We start from the raw sequence: 15,658 nt of genomic DNA on the forward strand, positions 1-15,658 counted from the left end.
GCCGCGCTCATCTTTACTCATCCGCTTCTGACGCGGGTTCCAGCTCGCTGTACCAGATATCCAGTTTCTCACGCAGTTTGTCCACGCCTTGCTTCTTCAGCGAAGAAAACGCCTCTACCTGGATGTCGCCGTTAAACGCCAGCACGGCTTCACGCACCATATTCACCTGCGCTTTACGCGCGCCGCTGGCCAGCTTGTCGGCTTTGGTGAGCAGTACCAGCACCTGAATCCCGCTCTCTACGGCCCAGTGGATCATCTGCTGATCGAGATCTTTAAGCGGATGACGAATATCCATCAGGACGACCAGGCCCTTCAGACACAGACGTTTTTCAAGATATTCCCCCAGCGCGCGCTGCCACTTGAGTTTCATCTCTTCCGGAACTTCTGCATAGCCGTAGCCTGGTAAATCCACCAGGCGCTTGCCCGGTGCGACTTCAAACAGGTTAATCAGCTGGGTGCGGCCAGGCGTTTTAGAGGTACGCGCCAGGCTTTTCTGATTGGTCAGGGTATTCAGAGCGCTGGATTTCCCCGCGTTGGACCGGCCAGCAAATGCCACTTCAAGACCCGTATCGGCGGGTAAATGGCGAATATCAGGCGCACTGAGGAGAAAATGCGTCTGGTGATAATTCAGGTTGGTCACGTGGTTGTCTCCAGAAATTCGTAACGTTGGGGGGATTATACCTGAACAGAGAGAAAAGGCTTTTCCCATCGGCAACCCGGCTGTAAGTAAAAACCCTGAGCTTTGTGAGAGATCTGCCATTTTTACTATGGGATATTTAAGAAAAATCGCAGCGCATTAAAAAATCAAAACGATTAAAATCAACCTATTAACTTTTAGTCTTAGTCTGAAATACTCGGTAAAAGCGCGTTTGTGGCTTGTGCGTTTAGCCGGAAACGGTAAAGTAGCGTTCAACGGCGAGGATGCCGACAGGAACCAGACTTAAGGATTAGGGTCAGGAGCGCCAGGAGGCGAAGACACAGGAAAGTCAGGAAGACGTACGCCTTGGAGGCGTTACAAAGGGAAATGGAACCTATCACGGACGGTACCTGCTAATGGATAGACAGGGTGAGTCGTAAGCAAACAGGGATTGTCAGACCCGTAATGGGTTGTGAGTCAGGAAAAAAGGCGACAGATTGCTCTGTCGCCTTTTTTCTTTGCTTGCTTTCTGCTAGATTTCGCCGCAATTCTATACTCAAGAAAACGACTTTAAGACAAAACACATGAAAAAACCGACCTCCGCTGCAGGCGCTAAACGTCCTGCTAAAGCACGCCGCAAAACGCGCGAAGAACTGAATCAGGAAGCGCGCGATCGCAAACGCGAGAAAAAACATCGTGGTCATGCTGCGGGTAGCCGCGCGAGTGGCGGTACTTCGGGCGCGTCTGCGAATAACAAGCAGCAGAAAGACCCGCGTATCGGCAGTAAAAAACCGGTTCCATTAGGCGTGACCGATGCCCCGGTCACCAGGCAGCACAAACCGAAGAGCGAGAAACCTATGCTTTCACCGCAGGCTGAGCTGGATTTGCTGGAGAATGATGAGCGCCTGGACGCGCTGCTGGAACGTCTTGAAGAGGGCGAAACCCTGAATGCCGAAGAGCAGTCATGGGTAGATGCCAAACTGGATCGCATCGATGAACTGATGCAGAAGCTTGGCCTCTCTTACGACGATGAAGACGAAGAGGAAGAAGAAGAGAAACAGGAAGATATGATGCGCCTGTTGAAAGGTGGAAACTAACATTTGCACCCGGCAGGTTCTATTGTCCTGCTAATAACCCTTCCGGTTATATGTTATCTGGTGTGGTTATTCGTTAAACTACGGCGGTTGTCGCGGCGACAGAAGTGGCTGCGCACCCGATTCATGGCCCGCACAGGGGGCAGAACGGGCCGCCGTATACGAACGCGACACCAACGGAAGGAGTGAGCATGTCTGTAGCAACCATCGACTGGGATCTGGCCCTGATCCAGAAATATAACTATTCCGGGCCGCGTTATACCTCGTATCCCACTGCGCTGGAGTTTTCCGACGCGTTCGGTCAAACCCAGTTTCAGCAGGCGGTAGCGCGTTATCCTGACCGCCCGCTCTCTCTGTATGTTCATATCCCGTTCTGCCACAAGCTCTGCTATTTCTGTGGCTGCAACAAAATTGTGACCCGCCAGCAGCACAAGGCGGATCACTATCTGGATGCGCTTGAGCAGGAGATCCTGCATCGCGCGCCGCAGTTCGCCGGTCGTCACGTCAGCCAGCTCCACTGGGGCGGCGGTACGCCGACCTACCTGAATAAAGCGCAAATCAGCCGTCTGATGACCCTGCTGCGGAATAACTTCCGCTTCAATGGCGATGCTGAAATCTCTATCGAAGTAGACCCGCGGGAAATCGAGCTTGATGTGCTCGATCATCTGCGTGCCGAAGGGTTTAACCGGCTGAGTATGGGCGTGCAGGACTTTAATAAAGAGGTCCAGCGGCTGGTTAACCGTGAGCAGGATGAAGAGTTCATCTTCGCTCTGTTAAATCATGCCCGGGAGATTGGCTTCACCTCCACCAATATCGATCTGATTTATGGCCTGCCGAAGCAGACGTCAGAAAGTTTCGCCTACACGTTGAAGCGCGTGGCGGAACTCAACCCGGACCGCCTGAGCGTCTTCAACTATGCGCATCTGCCGACGCTGTTTGCTGCCCAACGCAAAATCAAAGATGCCGATCTGCCATCCGCGCAGCAAAAACTGGATATCCTGCAGGAAACCATCACATCGTTAACCCAGACCGGCTACCAGTTCATCGGCATGGATCACTTTGCCCGACCGGATGACGAGCTGGCGATTGCCCAGCGAGAAGGCGTTCTGCATCGTAACTTCCAGGGTTACACCACCCAGGGCGATACGGACCTGCTGGGGATGGGCGTGTCGGCCATCAGCATGATTGGCGACTGCTATGCGCAAAACCAGAAAGAGCTGAAGCTCTACTATCAGCAGGTGGATGAGACCGGCAACGCGCTGTGGCGCGGCATCGCGTTAACCCGCGACGACTGTATTCGCCGGGACGTGATCAAGGCGCTAATCTGTAACTTCCGTCTCGACTTCCGCGCGGTGGAAGCGCAGTGGGATCTCGTTTTTAAAGATTACTTTGCGGAAGATATGAAGCTGCTGGCGCCGCTGGCGAAAGATGGGCTGGTGGAGGTGACGGAGAGTGCGATTGAAGTTACGCCGAAAGGGCGTTTGTTGATTCGTAATATCTGTATGTGCTTCGATGCCTATCTGCGGCAGAAAGCCCGTATGCAGCAGTTCTCGCGGGTGATTTAAGCCGCATTACCGGGTGGCGGCTTCGCCTTACCCGGCCTACATTTCGCGCTTTCGTAGGCCGGGTAAGCGAAGTGCTAGCTAAACAACCCCACCAGCGCCGCACACAGCACAGCTGCAATGGCCGTTTGTGGTGTATGTCCCGCTGCTGCGCTGGCTTCAAGGCCGCCAGACAACAAATTCACGATCGATTCCAGCATGATGACCCCCCCATTTTCCGGGCAAGATCATACTCAACTCATCAGTACAGTAAAGCGCAAAATAGCATCACTTTGCGCTTAATTAACTCTCTTTACACAGGGGGAGGCGATCACTCCATCCCCAGTTCTTTTAACTTACGCGTCAGGGTATTGCGCCCCCAGCCGAGCAGGCGTGCCGCCTCCTGCTTGTGGCCCTGGGTATGGCGCAGCGCGGTGGTCAGCAGCGTGCGCTCCATTTCGGGCTGCGCCTCGGAGAGCAGGTCCTGATGACCGGAGCGCAACGCGCGATCGGCCCACTGCGCCAGCAGTGTCGCCCAGCTGTCGGGCAGGCTCTGGCCGGTGCTGCTTTCCGGAACGTGGGTTTCGAAAAGCTCGGGCGGCAGATCCTGAATCAACACCTCCTGGCCGGCAGCCATCACCGTCAGCCAGCGGCAGGTATTTTCCAGCTGACGCACGTTACCCGGCCAGGCCAGACGCGTCAGCGCCGCTTCGGTTTCCGGGTGCAGCAGCTTGGCTTCCACGCCCAGTTCCCGGGCGGCATCCTGCAGGAAATGACGCGCCAGGCGCGGGATATCTTCCCGGCGCTCACGCAGCGGCGGCAGGTGTACGCGAATGACGTTCAGGCGGTGGAACAGGTCTTCACGGAATTTGCCCTCCTGGACGCGCAGCTCCAGGTTCTGGTGGGTGGCGGCGATAATACGCACATCCACTTTGACCGGGGCGTAGCCGCCCACGCGGTAAAACTGGCCGTCCGCCAGCACGCGCAGCAGACGTGTCTGAACGTCGAGAGGCATATCACCGATCTCATCCAGGAACAGCGTCCCGCCGTCGGCCTGCTCAAAGCGACCCTGACGGATGGTGTTAGCGCCGGTAAAGGCCCCTTTTTCATGGCCGAACAGCTCGGACTCAATCAAATCCTTGGGGATCGCCGCCATATTCAGGGCGATAAACGGGGCTTTGACGCGCGGGCTGTGGCGATGCAGGGCATGCGCGACCAGCTCTTTCCCGGTGCCTGACTCGCCGTTAATCAGCACGCTGATGGAGGAGCGTGACAGGCGACCAATGATGCGAAACACATCCTGCATCGCCGGCGCTTCACCAATGATATCGGTGGTAGGCCCGAAAACCGGGGCATTACGCGGCTGCTGCTGTTCCTGATAGTGGCTAATGGCGCGTTCAACCAGCGCCACCGCTTCGTCAATATCGAACGGTTTTGGCAGATAATCGAACGCCCCCTGCTGGTAGGCGCTGACGGCAGCATCCAGATCAGAGTGGGCGGTCATTATGATGACCGGAAGCATCGGATGACGCTGCTTGATCTGTTTTAACAGCGCGAGCCCATCCATTCCCGGCATACGGATATCGGACAGCAGCACATCCGGGGTTTTGGTGGTGAGTGCATCAAGCACATCGGCACCGCTCTCAAAAGCGGTGCAGCTTAAACCTGCTCCGGTAAGCGCCCGTTCAAGCACCCAGCGGATGGAGCTATCGTCATCAACTACCCAGACTATCCCTCGTTGCATAACCTAACCCTCTATTTCCTGATTGGCAGGTAAACCGAAAACTCGGTATGACCCGGCCAACTGGTAAATTCAATTTTGCCGGAATGCTGATCTATCAAATTACGGGCAATCGATAAGCCAAGCCCGGTCCCGCCTTCACGGCCGCTGACCATCGGGTAAAACAGCGTGTCCTGTAAATGGGAAGGAATGCCCGGACCGTTATCTTCCACATCAATGCGGGCCGCCAGACGGTAGCGTGTGCCGTGCAGGGTGAGCTGAAAGGCGGTGCGGGTACGCAGAATAATCTCTCCGCCTTCCGCCCCCAGCGCCTGCAGGGCGTTGCGCACGATATTCAGTAAAACTTGTTCAATCTGGTCGGGATCGTGCGGCAGTTCCGGCAGGCTGGGATCGTAATCCCGAATTAACCTGACGTTATCCGGCAACTCCATCGACACCAGCTTGACGACGCGCTCCGCCACTTTGTGAATGCTTTCGGTGACATGCATCCCGGGTTGCTGCGGTCCCAGCAGGCGATCCACCAGGTTCCGCAGGCGGTCGGCCTGTTCAATGATGACGTTGGTGTATTCCGCCAGCGCCGGGTCGGGCAGGGCTTTGGTGAGCAGCTGCGCCGCGCCGCGCAGGCCGCCGAGCGGATTTTTGATCTCATGGGCGAGGCCGCGCACCAGATCGCGGGCCGCAATCTGCTGAGCATGCTGGAGCTGCTCCTGACTCAGGCGACGCTGGTTATCCATCGGCGCCATCTCCAGCAGAATGAGCCCTTCCGGCAGCCGCTGTGCGGTCAGCGACAGAATATGCGAGCGTCCGTCGATCACCAGCGTCACTTCGTTATCGGTAAAACCTTGCCCCGCCTGCAGACTCTCCTGCATCAGGCCGATATTCAGGGAAAAATAACTCAACAGCTCGGGCAGCGGCGCGCCAAACAGTTTGCGTGAACTTTGCGCCAGTAACTGCTGGGCCGCGGGATTGGCGTAATGCACCGCCAGATCGTCATCGACCAGTAAAATGCTGTTGATAAGAGAATTGAGGATCTGCCCAGCATCGGGCAGCGTGCCAGTTGCCATTCAGCAGTCTCCTGGAGTTGTTTGCACTATTTTAGTGCAGTATAGCGTTTTTACGGCGAAAAACGCGTCAGATCAGCTTGTTGGCGGTGAAAAAAGCCCATCCGAAGATGGGCTGAAAAGTTTCCACGGCAACAAAAAAAACGGCTATCAATCTCGCGCGGAAAAGGCCGCGCGACAGGGATTGAAGATTAGACGCTGTAGTACAGTTCGAACTCAACTGGGTGCGGCGTCATGCGAACGCGGTCGTTCTCTTCCATACGCAGTGCGATGTAAGCATCGATCGCTTCGTCAGTGAACACGCCGCCCGCAGTCAGGAACTCGCGGTCTGCGTCCAGCGCCAGCAGGGCTTCTTCAAGAGAACCGGCAACCTGTGGGATCTCTTTCGCTTCTTCTGGCGGCAGGTCGTACAGGTTTTTGTCCATTGCTTCGCCCGGGTGGATCTTGTTCTTGATACCGTCCAGACCCGCCATCAGCAGTGCTGCGAAGCACAGGTATGGGTTAGCAGCTGGGTCCGGGAAGCGCACTTCGATACGACGTGCTTTCGGAGAAGCTACCACCGGAATACGGATAGAAGCAGAACGGTTACGGGCAGAGTAGGCCAGCATTACTGGCGCTTCGTAGCCTGGGACCAGACGCTTGTAGGAGTTAGTGGTTGGGTTCGCCAGGGCGTTGATCGCTTTAGCGTGTTTGATAACACCACCGATGTAGTGCAGTGCCTGCTCGGACAGACCCGCATACTTGTCGCCAGCGAACAGGTTAGTCCCGTTCTTGGACAGGGACATGTGGCAGTGCATACCGGAACCGTTGTCGCCAAACATTGGTTTTGGCATGAAGGTCGCGGTTTTACCGAAGCGGTGCGCAACGTTGTGAACAACGTATTTGTAGATCTGAATTTCGTCCGCTTTCTTGGTCATGGTGTTGAAACGGGTGGCGATTTCGTTCTGGCCAGCAGTTGCAACTTCATGGTGATGGGCTTCAACAACCAGACCCATCTCTTCCATAATCAGACACATGGTAGAACGGATGTCCTGGGAAGAGTCAACCGGTGGAACCGGGAAGTAACCGCCTTTAACGGCTGGACGGTGACCTTTGTTACCGCCTTCGTATTTGGTGGATGAGTTCCATGCGCCTTCGATATCATCGATAGCAACGTGGGAACCGGAAGTGGTCGCACCAAAACGGATGTCGTCGAACAGGAAGAACTCTGGCTCTGGCCCGAACAGAACGGTGTCTGCGATGCCGGTGGAGCGCAGATACTCTTCAGCGCGTTTAGCGATAGAGCGTGGGTCGCGGTCGTAACCCTGCAGGGTGCCTGGCTCAAGAATATCGCAACGGATGATCAGGGTAGACTCTTCGAAGAACGGGTCAATGAGGGCAGTAGATGCGTCAGGCATCAGAACCATGTCGGATTCGTTGATACCTTTCCAGCCACCAATGGAGGAGCCGTCAAACATTTTGCCTTCTTCAAAGAATTCGGCATTCACCTGATGAGCAGGAATAGTGACGTGCTGTTCTTTACCTTTGGTATCGGTGAAGCGCAGATCAACAAACTTCACTTCATGTTCGTTCAGCATCGTCAAAACGTGTTCAGCGGACATACTTAACTCTCCAGATTGGTCATTGTCGTCGTGGTAACGAGGTCTTCAAATTCTGTATAAGGCAGGCGGTGGTGCCTTTTGTTGCCGTATTTTTTATAAAGCGAAATCTGTGCCAACTTTTAAAACACCCCAAAAAGGCGCTATCATGCGCACCGTAGTGCAAAAGGGCTGCACCACGGTGGTTTTGTTGCACCATTATAGTGCTTCAATGTGAACATTGAGCACCATATTGGTGCAATTTACGTTAAAGTGCCCTTTTACCGCTCCGTGAAAGCGATCACAAAGCATCTCTGCGATACTTGTTTGCGGGGGATGTTTGTGATCCTGTTTTGTAGTGCGATTAATCCGTGTACAATAACGCGCTATTTCTAATGCCTGAGGCAAAGTTGTGATCGAAAATCTGCGTAATATCGCCATCATCGCGCACGTTGACCATGGTAAAACTACCCTGGTTGATAAGCTGCTGCAGCAATCCGGTACGTTCGATGCGCGTGCCGAAACTCAAGAACGCGTGATGGACTCCAACGATTTGGAGAAAGAGCGTGGGATTACCATCCTCGCTAAAAACACCGCGATCAAATGGAATGACTACCGTATCAACATCGTTGATACCCCAGGGCACGCCGACTTCGGTGGTGAAGTTGAGCGCGTGATGTCCATGGTGGATTCCGTGCTGCTGGTGGTTGACGCATTTGACGGCCCAATGCCGCAGACGCGCTTCGTAACCAAAAAAGCATTCGCCCATGGCCTGAAGCCAATCGTGGTAATCAACAAAGTTGACCGTCCTGGCGCGCGTCCTGACTGGGTTGTTGATCAGGTCTTCGACCTGTTCGTTAACCTGGATGCGACCGACGAACAGCTGGACTTCCCGATCGTTTATGCGTCTGCGCTGAACGGTATCGCTGGTCTGGACCACGAAGACATGGCTGAAGACATGACCCCGCTGTACCAGGCGATTGTTGACCATGTTCCGGCACCAAACGTCGATCTCGACGGTACCCTGCAGATGCAGATCTCTCAGCTGGACTACAACAACTACGTTGGTGTAATCGGCATTGGTCGTATCAAGCGCGGTAAAGTGAAGCCAAACCAGCAGGTCACTATCATCGATAGCGAAGGTAAAACCCGTAACGGTAAAGTCGGTAAAGTGCTGACTCACCTGGGCCTTGAGCGTATCGAGAGCGACATTGCGGAAGCTGGCGACATCATCGCTATCACCGGTCTGGGCGAGCTGAACATCTCTGACACCATCTGCGACCCGCAGAATGTGGAAGCGCTGCCAGCGCTGTCTGTTGATGAGCCGACCGTAACCATGTTCTTCAACGTCAACACCTCTCCGTTCTGTGGTAAAGAAGGTAAGTTCGTTACCTCTCGTCAGATCCTTGACCGCCTGAACAAAGAGCTGGTGCACAACGTTGCGCTGCGCGTTGAAGAAACCGAAGACGCTGATGCATTCCGCGTTTCTGGTCGTGGTGAGCTGCACCTGTCTGTTCTGATCGAAAACATGCGTCGTGAAGGTTTCGAAATGGCGGTTTCCCGTCCGAAAGTTATCTTCCGTGAAATCGATGGCCGTAAACAAGAGCCATTCGAGAACGTGACGCTGGACGTTGAAGAGCAGCATCAGGGTTCTGTAATGCAGGCTCTGGGTGAGCGTAAAGGCGACCTGAAAAACATGAATCCAGATGGCAAAGGCCGCGTACGTCTCGACTACGTGATCCCAAGCCGTGGCCTGATCGGCTTCCGTTCTGAGTTCATGACCATGACTTCCGGTACCGGTCTGCTGTACTCCACCTTCAGCCACTACGACGACGTTCGTCCGGGCGAAGTGGGCCAGCGTAACAACGGCGTTCTGATCTCCAACGGTCAGGGTAAAGCGGTTGCGTTCGCCCTGTTCAGCCTGCAGGATCGCGGTAAGCTGTTCCTGGGTCACGGTGCAGAAGTTTACGAAGGCCAGATCATCGGTATTCACAGCCGTTCTAACGACCTGACGGTAAACTGCCTGACCGGTAAGAAACTGACCAACATGCGTGCGTCCGGTACTGACGAAGCAACGGTTCTGGTTCCACCGGTTAAGATGACGCTGGAGCAGGCTCTGGAATTCATCGATGACGACGAACTGGTAGAAGTAACACCACAGTCTATCCGTATCCGTAAACGTCACCTGACTGAAAACGATCGTAAACGTGCAATGCGCGGTTCAAAAGAAGATTAATACAGTCAGTCTGTAGGCCGGGTAAGCGCATGCGCCTCCCGGCAGGTAAAAAGCCGCTGAGCGATCAGCGGCTTTTTTATTAGAACGCGTACCGCACGCCCAGACGGATTCGGTACTGCTCGCGGTTGTAATCATTCCATCTGTCCAGCCACTGGAGTTCGAGGTACGGCAGCCAGTTTCTGTCGATTTTATAGCTGAACTTGTTCGTTATTTCCCAGTGGTGATCTTTGCCATTCTTACTGTGGTAATCATTTACCCGCTGGAAAAAGTGCGGCTCAAAGGTGTAGAAAAACGCATCCGCCACTTTAAAATTCCAGTAGTTAGCAAACTCGTGCGTGTCGTTCTTATCCATCTGCCCGTTATAGTCCGGCGTATCGTAATTGTTGTGGTTATAGCGATAGCGGAACGTCAGATTGAACCCATCCGTAAATTTGTAGTTGGTATCTAAATAAACAGCGCCGCCCGACCCTGCGCTGCTGTCGTTAATTAAACCGCCCGGCTGGAAAGTGAGTTTGTCGGTGGGTTTAAAGAGCGGATACCACCCCTCTATTTCGTTATAGCTGTGCTTAAGCTCATCCCATTTCCCCACGTTATAAGCGTTGGTGAACATCAGCCCCGCGCCCATATCGAAGTTATAGCCGGCTCGCAGGATCACCTCATGTAGCTCGGAGGCCGTATTGTATGCTTCTCGTGTTTCGACATACGCCCCGGCAAATACCGGGCAGGAGACAGACGACACGATCAGTACAGTAATGATTCTTTTCATAACTTATCCATGTAACAGATAAAGAAAGGCCACCCCTCCCATAGAGAGGGAAGGGATTAATGGCCGGATTTATTGTTATAAAGTGACTGCTGACGCTTTATCGTTGGTGGTTATCTCAGGGGTATTCGCTGATGGTTTTTTTCGGTTTGCAATCTCCTCAATAATAAAGGCGAAGCGCGCTTCGTTGAGTTTATAAAAGAGTCCCATCGTGATGGCGGCGATAATCGCCAGGCCGCAGGGCCAGAGAAAAATAAGCTGGCGCAGCCCCAGCAGCGTGCCTGCGCTCTGCACCGCATGGGGCACGTAACCGATCTGGGTCAGCATAATGCCAGGCAAGAAACCGGCGAGGGCCGCGGAGATTTTGCGCGAGAAGGTATAGCCGGTATAAACCGACCCTTCGGCGCGAATGCCGGTTTTCCACTCGCCATAATCAACGGTATCCGGCACCAGGGCCCAGTTCAGACTGTTGACGAAAGCGGTGCCGAAAAAGGCCATACAGGAAAAGAGCACAAACAGCAGGGAGTTGCTCCCCCAGAAGAAGTTCAGCACGTCGCCCACCGCCCATAGCGTCAGCCCGCCCAGGTAAACCGGTTTTTTGCCGAAACGCTTAACCGCGCCGGGCACCAGAAACACGCCGACCAGAATACAGCCCATGCTGAAAAAGCCCATCCACGACAGCAGGTGCAGATCGTTCAGCACGTACTGGGTGTAATAGACCTGAATCGCCAGCTTGATGTTAAAGGCGGCAAGGGTACAGAGGTTGGCGATGCATAAGACCAGCAGCGGCGGGTTGCGGAAAATCGCGCAGAACGATTTCAGAATGCCGGGTTTATGGTGATCGGGTGTGATCTCCACATAGCGCTCTTTCACGCCGCTATAGCACCACCACATGCAGAACAGCCCGCCGGTGACAAACACCAGAGCGGCAACCAGATAGCCGAGGGAGGGCTGGCTGACGAACAGCGCCTGAATGGGCATAAAGCCGACGGTGCAGAGCAACAACCCCACCGTTGCGCCGCCCTGACGCCACGCCGCCAGCTGCGCGCGCTCGTTCGGGTTTTTGGTGATGGCCGGGACCATCGCACCGTAGGCGCAGTTCATCAGGCTATAGCAGAGGCCGAACATCATAAAGAGCACGGTGGCGATAGCCGTTTTCACCGTCAGGCTAAAGTCGTTAGCCATAAACTGCGCCGCAGCAACCAGCGCAACGGGTACCGAAGCATAGAGAATAAAGGGCCGGAATTTTCCCCGTGCGCCGATATTTCGCCGGGAGTCCACCAGCACGCCGGTCAGCATGTCGGTAAAGGCGGTAAAGAACTTCGCCACCAAAAAAATAATGCCGCCATAGAACGCGGGCATGCCCAGTTCGTCGGTGTAAAACTTCAGCAAATAGAGCGTGCCGATACAGAGCATCAGATTCGAGCCAAAATCGCCCATCCCGTAGGCGCACTTCTCTCGCAGGCTCAATTTCAGGGTTAACGGATCAGTGTTATGTGTCATGGTCGATCCTCAGAGCGCCCATAGGGCGCTCCATCTCGTCATTTATGCCGTACGTTTACGCAGTTCGATCTCTTCCACGATGCGCACATACATCTTTTCGTTGAGGTTGTAGAAACAGCCCATCGCCACGATGGTGATGACTGCCAGCAGGCTGGGGTAGATAAATATCAGCTGCCGCAGCCCTTCAACGGTCCCGGCGGATTGCACCACGTTGGGCACATAGCCGATCTGCGTAAGCATCATCCCCGGGAAGAAGCCCGCCAGTGCCTGGGATACCTTCCTGAAGAAGGTAAAGCCGGTGTAAACCGTCCCCTCAGAGCGCACGCCGGTGCGCCACTCGCCATATTCCACGGTATCGGACACCAGCGCCCAGTTCAGGCTGTTCACAAATGCGGAGCCAAAGAAGGCCAGACAGGAGAACGCCACAAAGCTCACCGAGCCACCGCCGAAGAAGTAGTTGAGCAGATCGCCCGCCACCCAAATCATCAGCCCGCTGATATAGACCTTTTTCTTGCCGAAGCGCCGCACCGCGCCGGGCATCATAAAGACGCCGATAAAAATACAGCCCATGCTGAAGAAGCCCATGTATGACAGCAGGATCGGGTCGTTCAGCACGTACTGCGTGTAGTAAACCTGAATGGCGAGCTTGACGTTAAAGGCACCCAGCGTGCAGAGGTTGGCGATGCAGAGAATAAACAGCGGACGGTTCCCGGCGATGGCGCGAAACGACTGCAACAGTCCCGGTTTTTGCGCCGGATTAGCAGGCTGCGTTTCGACGTAACGCTCGGTCACGCCCTTATAGCACCACCACATAAAGAACAGCCCGAACAGCGAGAAAAGGGTGGCGGCAAAGATATAGCCAAGCTGGTCATTGCCCTCAATCAGGTTCATTACCGGGACAAAACCGACGGTACAGAGCAGCAGGCCAAGCGTGGCACCGCCCTGACGCCAGGCGGCCAGCGAGGCGCGCTCGTCCGGGTTTTTGGTAATGGCGGGCACCATCGCGCCGTAAGAGCAGTTCATCATGCTGAAGAACAGGCCGTACAGCATGAAGAGCACCGTCGCCATCACCGTTTTACCGGTGATTTCAAACGGCGTGCCGACGAAGTTGGCAATCGCCAGCAGCGTCACCGGGAAGGCGGCATACAGTACGAACGGGCGGAATTTTCCTTTCGGGCCGATCTTGCGCCGGGCGTCGAGCATGATCCCGGTGCCCATATCGGTGAAGGCGGTAAAGAACTTGGCAATCAGGAAGATGATCCCGCCGTAGGTCCCCGGCAGGCCCAGCACATCGGTGTAGAACTTCAGCAGATAGAGCGTGCCGATATCCAGCAGGATGTTAGAGCCGAGATCGCCCATCCCATAGGCGAGTTTTTCTTTAAACGGCAGGCGTAGGGTTGCCGGATCAGAAGTATGTTGACTCATTATTGTTCTCCGTCTGCCCGCAGGTCTCCCTGCGGGCGAGCCTTATCAGATATGACGTAAGGTGCTAAACAGATCTGCCCATTCGCTTTGCTGGCGATAGAAGACCGGCGGTTTGCCGAGTGGGGCCTCAACGGTCACATCACCGCCCTGGCAGGTTTCACCCGTCCACGCATTGACCCAGCTGTCCTGCGGCAGATAGAGCGACCAGTCATGGCGGCCCTCTTCATACACGGGCGCCACCAGCAGATCGCGGCCAAACAGATACTGGTATTTCAGCGTGTAGGCGCGCGCGTCCTCTTCATAGTGCAGGAACAGCGGGCGCATCACCGGCAGGCCGCTTTTCGCGTTCTGCGCGACGGCAGCTTTGATATACGGTTTCAGGGTGGTGAAGACGGTGGTCATACGCGCAAAGTGAGCGATGGTTTCGGCGTCGCCATCGAACTGCCAGTTGTCGCCAGGACGGTTGCCTTCGTGGGTACGCATCATCGGCGTAAAGGCGCTGAAATCGCACCAGCGCAGCAGCAGCTCTTTGGTGCGTTTCATCTCGAACAGGGTGGTATAGCCGCCGATGTCGCTGTGGTGCAGCCCGTGACCGGTCATCGCCAGAGACAGCGCAGCAGGTACGACGGACGCCAGACCGTCGTCCAGGCTCCAGTCGACGTTCTGATCTCCCGCCCACATCATCACCGAGTGCTTCTGGCTGCCGGTATAACCCGCGCGCATGAAGAACAGGATCTCGCCGAGCTTGCCGGTCTCTTCCAGCGCCTCGTAGTTACATTTCGCCCACAGGGCAGGCCAGGCGTTATGCATGATCTCCGCGCTGACGCCGTTGTGCAGGAAGGTATCGGTTGGCAGATATTCGCCAAAATCGGCCATCCAGCCGCCGCAACCCAGTTCGATCAGGTTCTTTTTGATCACCTCTTTGTACCAGCCGTAGGCTTCCGGGTTGGTCAGGTCGATGACGCCCGCATAGAACTCGCCGAACTCGACGTGGTACTCCTTGCCGTCGGCATTTTTGGTCAGATAGCCGCGTTTTGCCGCCTCTTCGCAGAGATCTTTGTCGCTGGCGACGTAGGGGTTGATATAGGAGAGGAACTGCACCCCTTCCTGTTTCCACTGCGCAATACGCTCATCGAGCTGCGGATAGAGCTCGCTGTTCCACTTCCAGTTCCACATCACGCGTTTGCCAAAGGAGGTCATGCGGATGCCGGACCAGTCCTGCGCCCAGATGCCGTTCACCTTCACGCCACCTTCGCGCATGAGGTCGAGCTTCTGCTGGCACACGTCGGTGCCGCCCTGAATGCCCAGCGTCACCCCGTCGTAAACCCAGTCCGGCAGCTCCGGCTGACGCCCCAGCAGGCCGGTGAGTTTTTCCAGCAGATCGACATAGGTTTCTGCGCAGTCGAAGCGCAGCGTGGCGTTATCTTCCCAGAACGCCAGCTCGTGGAAGTCTGGCGCACTGAAGTCGAAGTTCATGTAGCAGCTGTTATCCACGTGGCAGTAGTACTTCTGGGTGCTCACAAAGGTGGGTTGCGGGAAGAAGGTCCAGTAGTAATCCCCGCCCGCGTTCTCTTTGCAGTCGGCCTGCCAGGTCACGTAAGTCTGCTTATTGCGGCCCACCCCCTGTTCGCTGGTCCACAGCGGGAACGGCTTGCCGCGCAGGTCGAAGTAGGAGAACTGCTCCCCGCAGCCGTAGATATGATCTTCAGGCTGGGCCGCCAGCCGCAGCCAGATGCGGTTATGGCGGGTGGCATCGTTTTTGAGCTTTAACGTCAGGCGGCCTTCCGTATCAAGATCTACCAGCAGCGTGGCGCTTACCGCATCGCCACGGGTGAAGCGGATCGCCCAGCCTGCGCTTTGCTGTGTAACGGTCGCGTCCGTCAGGGCGATTTTTTCGTTGAGCTTGTCTTTGATGCTGAAGTTGCCGCGAAACATTTCGATATCGGCAACGCCCGCGCCGATCCACAGGCAAGGTTCATCGGTGGAGTGGGATAAAATCAGACGGTCCTGCCAGCGCAGGGTGAAGCCATGTTCGTTATTTTTCAGATCAATATTGTGTAGGGTACGCATAGAAAACTCC

Annotated in this window: 12 protein-coding genes; 3 read left to right on the forward strand and 9 right to left on the reverse strand. The window is 55.3% G+C overall.

Annotation, left to right across the window (positions count from 1 at the left end; all coding sequences use genetic code 11):
- Window positions 1-13: 13 nt before the first annotated feature.
- Complete coding sequence (gene yihA, locus ACT3IC_RS09770) at window positions 14-640, reverse strand: ribosome biogenesis GTP-binding protein YihA/YsxC (RefSeq protein WP_103177583.1); 627 nt, start codon at window positions 638-640, stop codon at window positions 14-16.
- A 581-nt stretch (window positions 641-1,221) separates the two neighbouring features.
- Between yihA and yihI the strand changes: the two genes are divergently transcribed.
- Both yihI and hemN read left to right on the forward strand, forming a co-directional pair.
- Window positions 1,222-1,734, forward strand: a complete 513-nt coding sequence (gene yihI / locus ACT3IC_RS09775; RefSeq protein WP_103177582.1) for a Der GTPase-activating protein YihI — start codon at window positions 1,222-1,224, stop codon at window positions 1,732-1,734.
- Window positions 1,735-1,922: 188 nt separating this feature from the next.
- Window positions 1,923-3,296 (forward strand): oxygen-independent coproporphyrinogen III oxidase, encoded by a 1,374-nt coding sequence (gene hemN, locus ACT3IC_RS09780; protein WP_473477298.1) that lies wholly within the window; start codon window positions 1,923-1,925, stop codon window positions 3,294-3,296.
- 74 nt (window positions 3,297-3,370) lie between these two features.
- Here hemN and ACT3IC_RS09785 read toward each other — a convergent pair whose 3' ends face one another.
- The 4 genes from ACT3IC_RS09785 to glnA all read right to left on the reverse strand — a co-directional run bounded on the left by ACT3IC_RS09785 (window position 3,371) and on the right by glnA (window position 7,675).
- The gene (locus tag ACT3IC_RS09785) at window positions 3,371-3,493 is read right to left on the reverse strand and encodes a YshB family small membrane protein (RefSeq protein ID WP_139156310.1); all 123 of its coding nucleotides are present in this window, start codon (window positions 3,491-3,493) and stop codon (window positions 3,371-3,373) included.
- 110 nt (window positions 3,494-3,603) lie between these two features.
- The gene (gene glnG, locus ACT3IC_RS09790) at window positions 3,604-5,016 is read right to left on the reverse strand and encodes a nitrogen regulation protein NR(I) (protein ID WP_103177579.1); all 1,413 of its coding nucleotides are present in this window, start codon (window positions 5,014-5,016) and stop codon (window positions 3,604-3,606) included.
- 11 nt (window positions 5,017-5,027) lie between these two features.
- Window positions 5,028-6,077, reverse strand: coding sequence for a nitrogen regulation protein NR(II) (gene glnL / locus ACT3IC_RS09795; protein ID WP_103177578.1), 1,050 nt, complete (start codon window positions 6,075-6,077; stop codon window positions 5,028-5,030).
- A gap of 188 nt (window positions 6,078-6,265) precedes the next feature.
- Window positions 6,266-7,675 (reverse strand): glutamate--ammonia ligase, encoded by a 1,410-nt coding sequence (gene glnA, locus ACT3IC_RS09800; protein ID WP_103177577.1) that lies wholly within the window; start codon window positions 7,673-7,675, stop codon window positions 6,266-6,268.
- 388 nt (window positions 7,676-8,063) lie between these two features.
- Between glnA and typA the strand changes: the two genes are divergently transcribed.
- Window positions 8,064-9,887, forward strand: coding sequence for a ribosome-dependent GTPase TypA (typA, locus tag ACT3IC_RS09805; RefSeq protein WP_103177576.1), 1,824 nt, complete (start codon window positions 8,064-8,066; stop codon window positions 9,885-9,887).
- Window positions 9,888-9,966: 79 nt separating this feature from the next.
- On the opposite strand, the gene ompL is transcribed toward typA, so the two are convergent.
- The 4 genes from ompL to ACT3IC_RS09825 all read right to left on the reverse strand — a co-directional run bounded on the left by ompL (window position 9,967) and on the right by ACT3IC_RS09825 (window position 15,648).
- Window positions 9,967-10,653, reverse strand: a complete 687-nt coding sequence (gene ompL / locus ACT3IC_RS09810; RefSeq protein ID WP_159340284.1) for a porin OmpL — start codon at window positions 10,651-10,653, stop codon at window positions 9,967-9,969.
- A gap of 75 nt (window positions 10,654-10,728) precedes the next feature.
- Window positions 10,729-12,153: an MFS transporter gene (locus ACT3IC_RS09815; protein WP_156655409.1), complete on the reverse strand. Its 1,425-nt coding sequence runs from the start codon at window positions 12,151-12,153 to the stop codon at window positions 10,729-10,731.
- A 42-nt stretch (window positions 12,154-12,195) separates the two neighbouring features.
- On the reverse strand, window positions 12,196-13,578 hold the full coding sequence (locus ACT3IC_RS09820) for an MFS transporter (protein WP_103177573.1): 1,383 nt from the start codon (window positions 13,576-13,578) through the stop codon (window positions 12,196-12,198).
- A 45-nt stretch (window positions 13,579-13,623) separates the two neighbouring features.
- Window positions 13,624-15,648: an alpha-glucosidase gene (locus ACT3IC_RS09825; protein ID WP_420193781.1), complete on the reverse strand. Its 2,025-nt coding sequence runs from the start codon at window positions 15,646-15,648 to the stop codon at window positions 13,624-13,626.
- Between the last annotated feature and the right edge of the window lie 10 nt (window positions 15,649-15,658).

Source organism: Leclercia sp. GHBNCSD (genome assembly GCF_055805075.1).

Excerpts from the sequence above, each read along its gene's own strand:
- yihI (WP_103177582.1), top strand. The coding sequence starts at position 1,222 with ATGAAAAAACCGACCTCCGCTGCAGGCGCTAAACGTCCTGCTAAAGCA.
- hemN (WP_473477298.1), top strand. The coding sequence starts at position 1,923 with ATGTCTGTAGCAACCATCGACTGGGATCTGGCCCTGATCCAGAAATAT.
- ACT3IC_RS09785 (WP_139156310.1), bottom strand. The coding sequence starts at position 3,493 with ATGCTGGAATCGATCGTGAATTTGTTGTCTGGCGGCCTTGAAGCCAGC.
- glnG (WP_103177579.1), bottom strand. The coding sequence starts at position 5,016 with ATGCAACGAGGGATAGTCTGGGTAGTTGATGACGATAGCTCCATCCGC.
- glnL (WP_103177578.1), bottom strand. The coding sequence starts at position 6,077 with ATGGCAACTGGCACGCTGCCCGATGCTGGGCAGATCCTCAATTCTCTT.
- glnA (WP_103177577.1), bottom strand. The coding sequence starts at position 7,675 with ATGTCCGCTGAACACGTTTTGACGATGCTGAACGAACATGAAGTGAAG.
- ompL (WP_159340284.1), bottom strand. The coding sequence starts at position 10,653 with ATGAAAAGAATCATTACTGTACTGATCGTGTCGTCTGTCTCCTGCCCG.
- ACT3IC_RS09815 (WP_156655409.1), bottom strand. The coding sequence starts at position 12,153 with ATGACACATAACACTGATCCGTTAACCCTGAAATTGAGCCTGCGAGAG.
- ACT3IC_RS09820 (WP_103177573.1), bottom strand. The coding sequence starts at position 13,578 with ATGAGTCAACATACTTCTGATCCGGCAACCCTACGCCTGCCGTTTAAA.
- ACT3IC_RS09825 (WP_420193781.1), bottom strand. The coding sequence starts at position 15,648 with ATGCGTACCCTACACAATATTGATCTGAAAAATAACGAACATGGCTTC.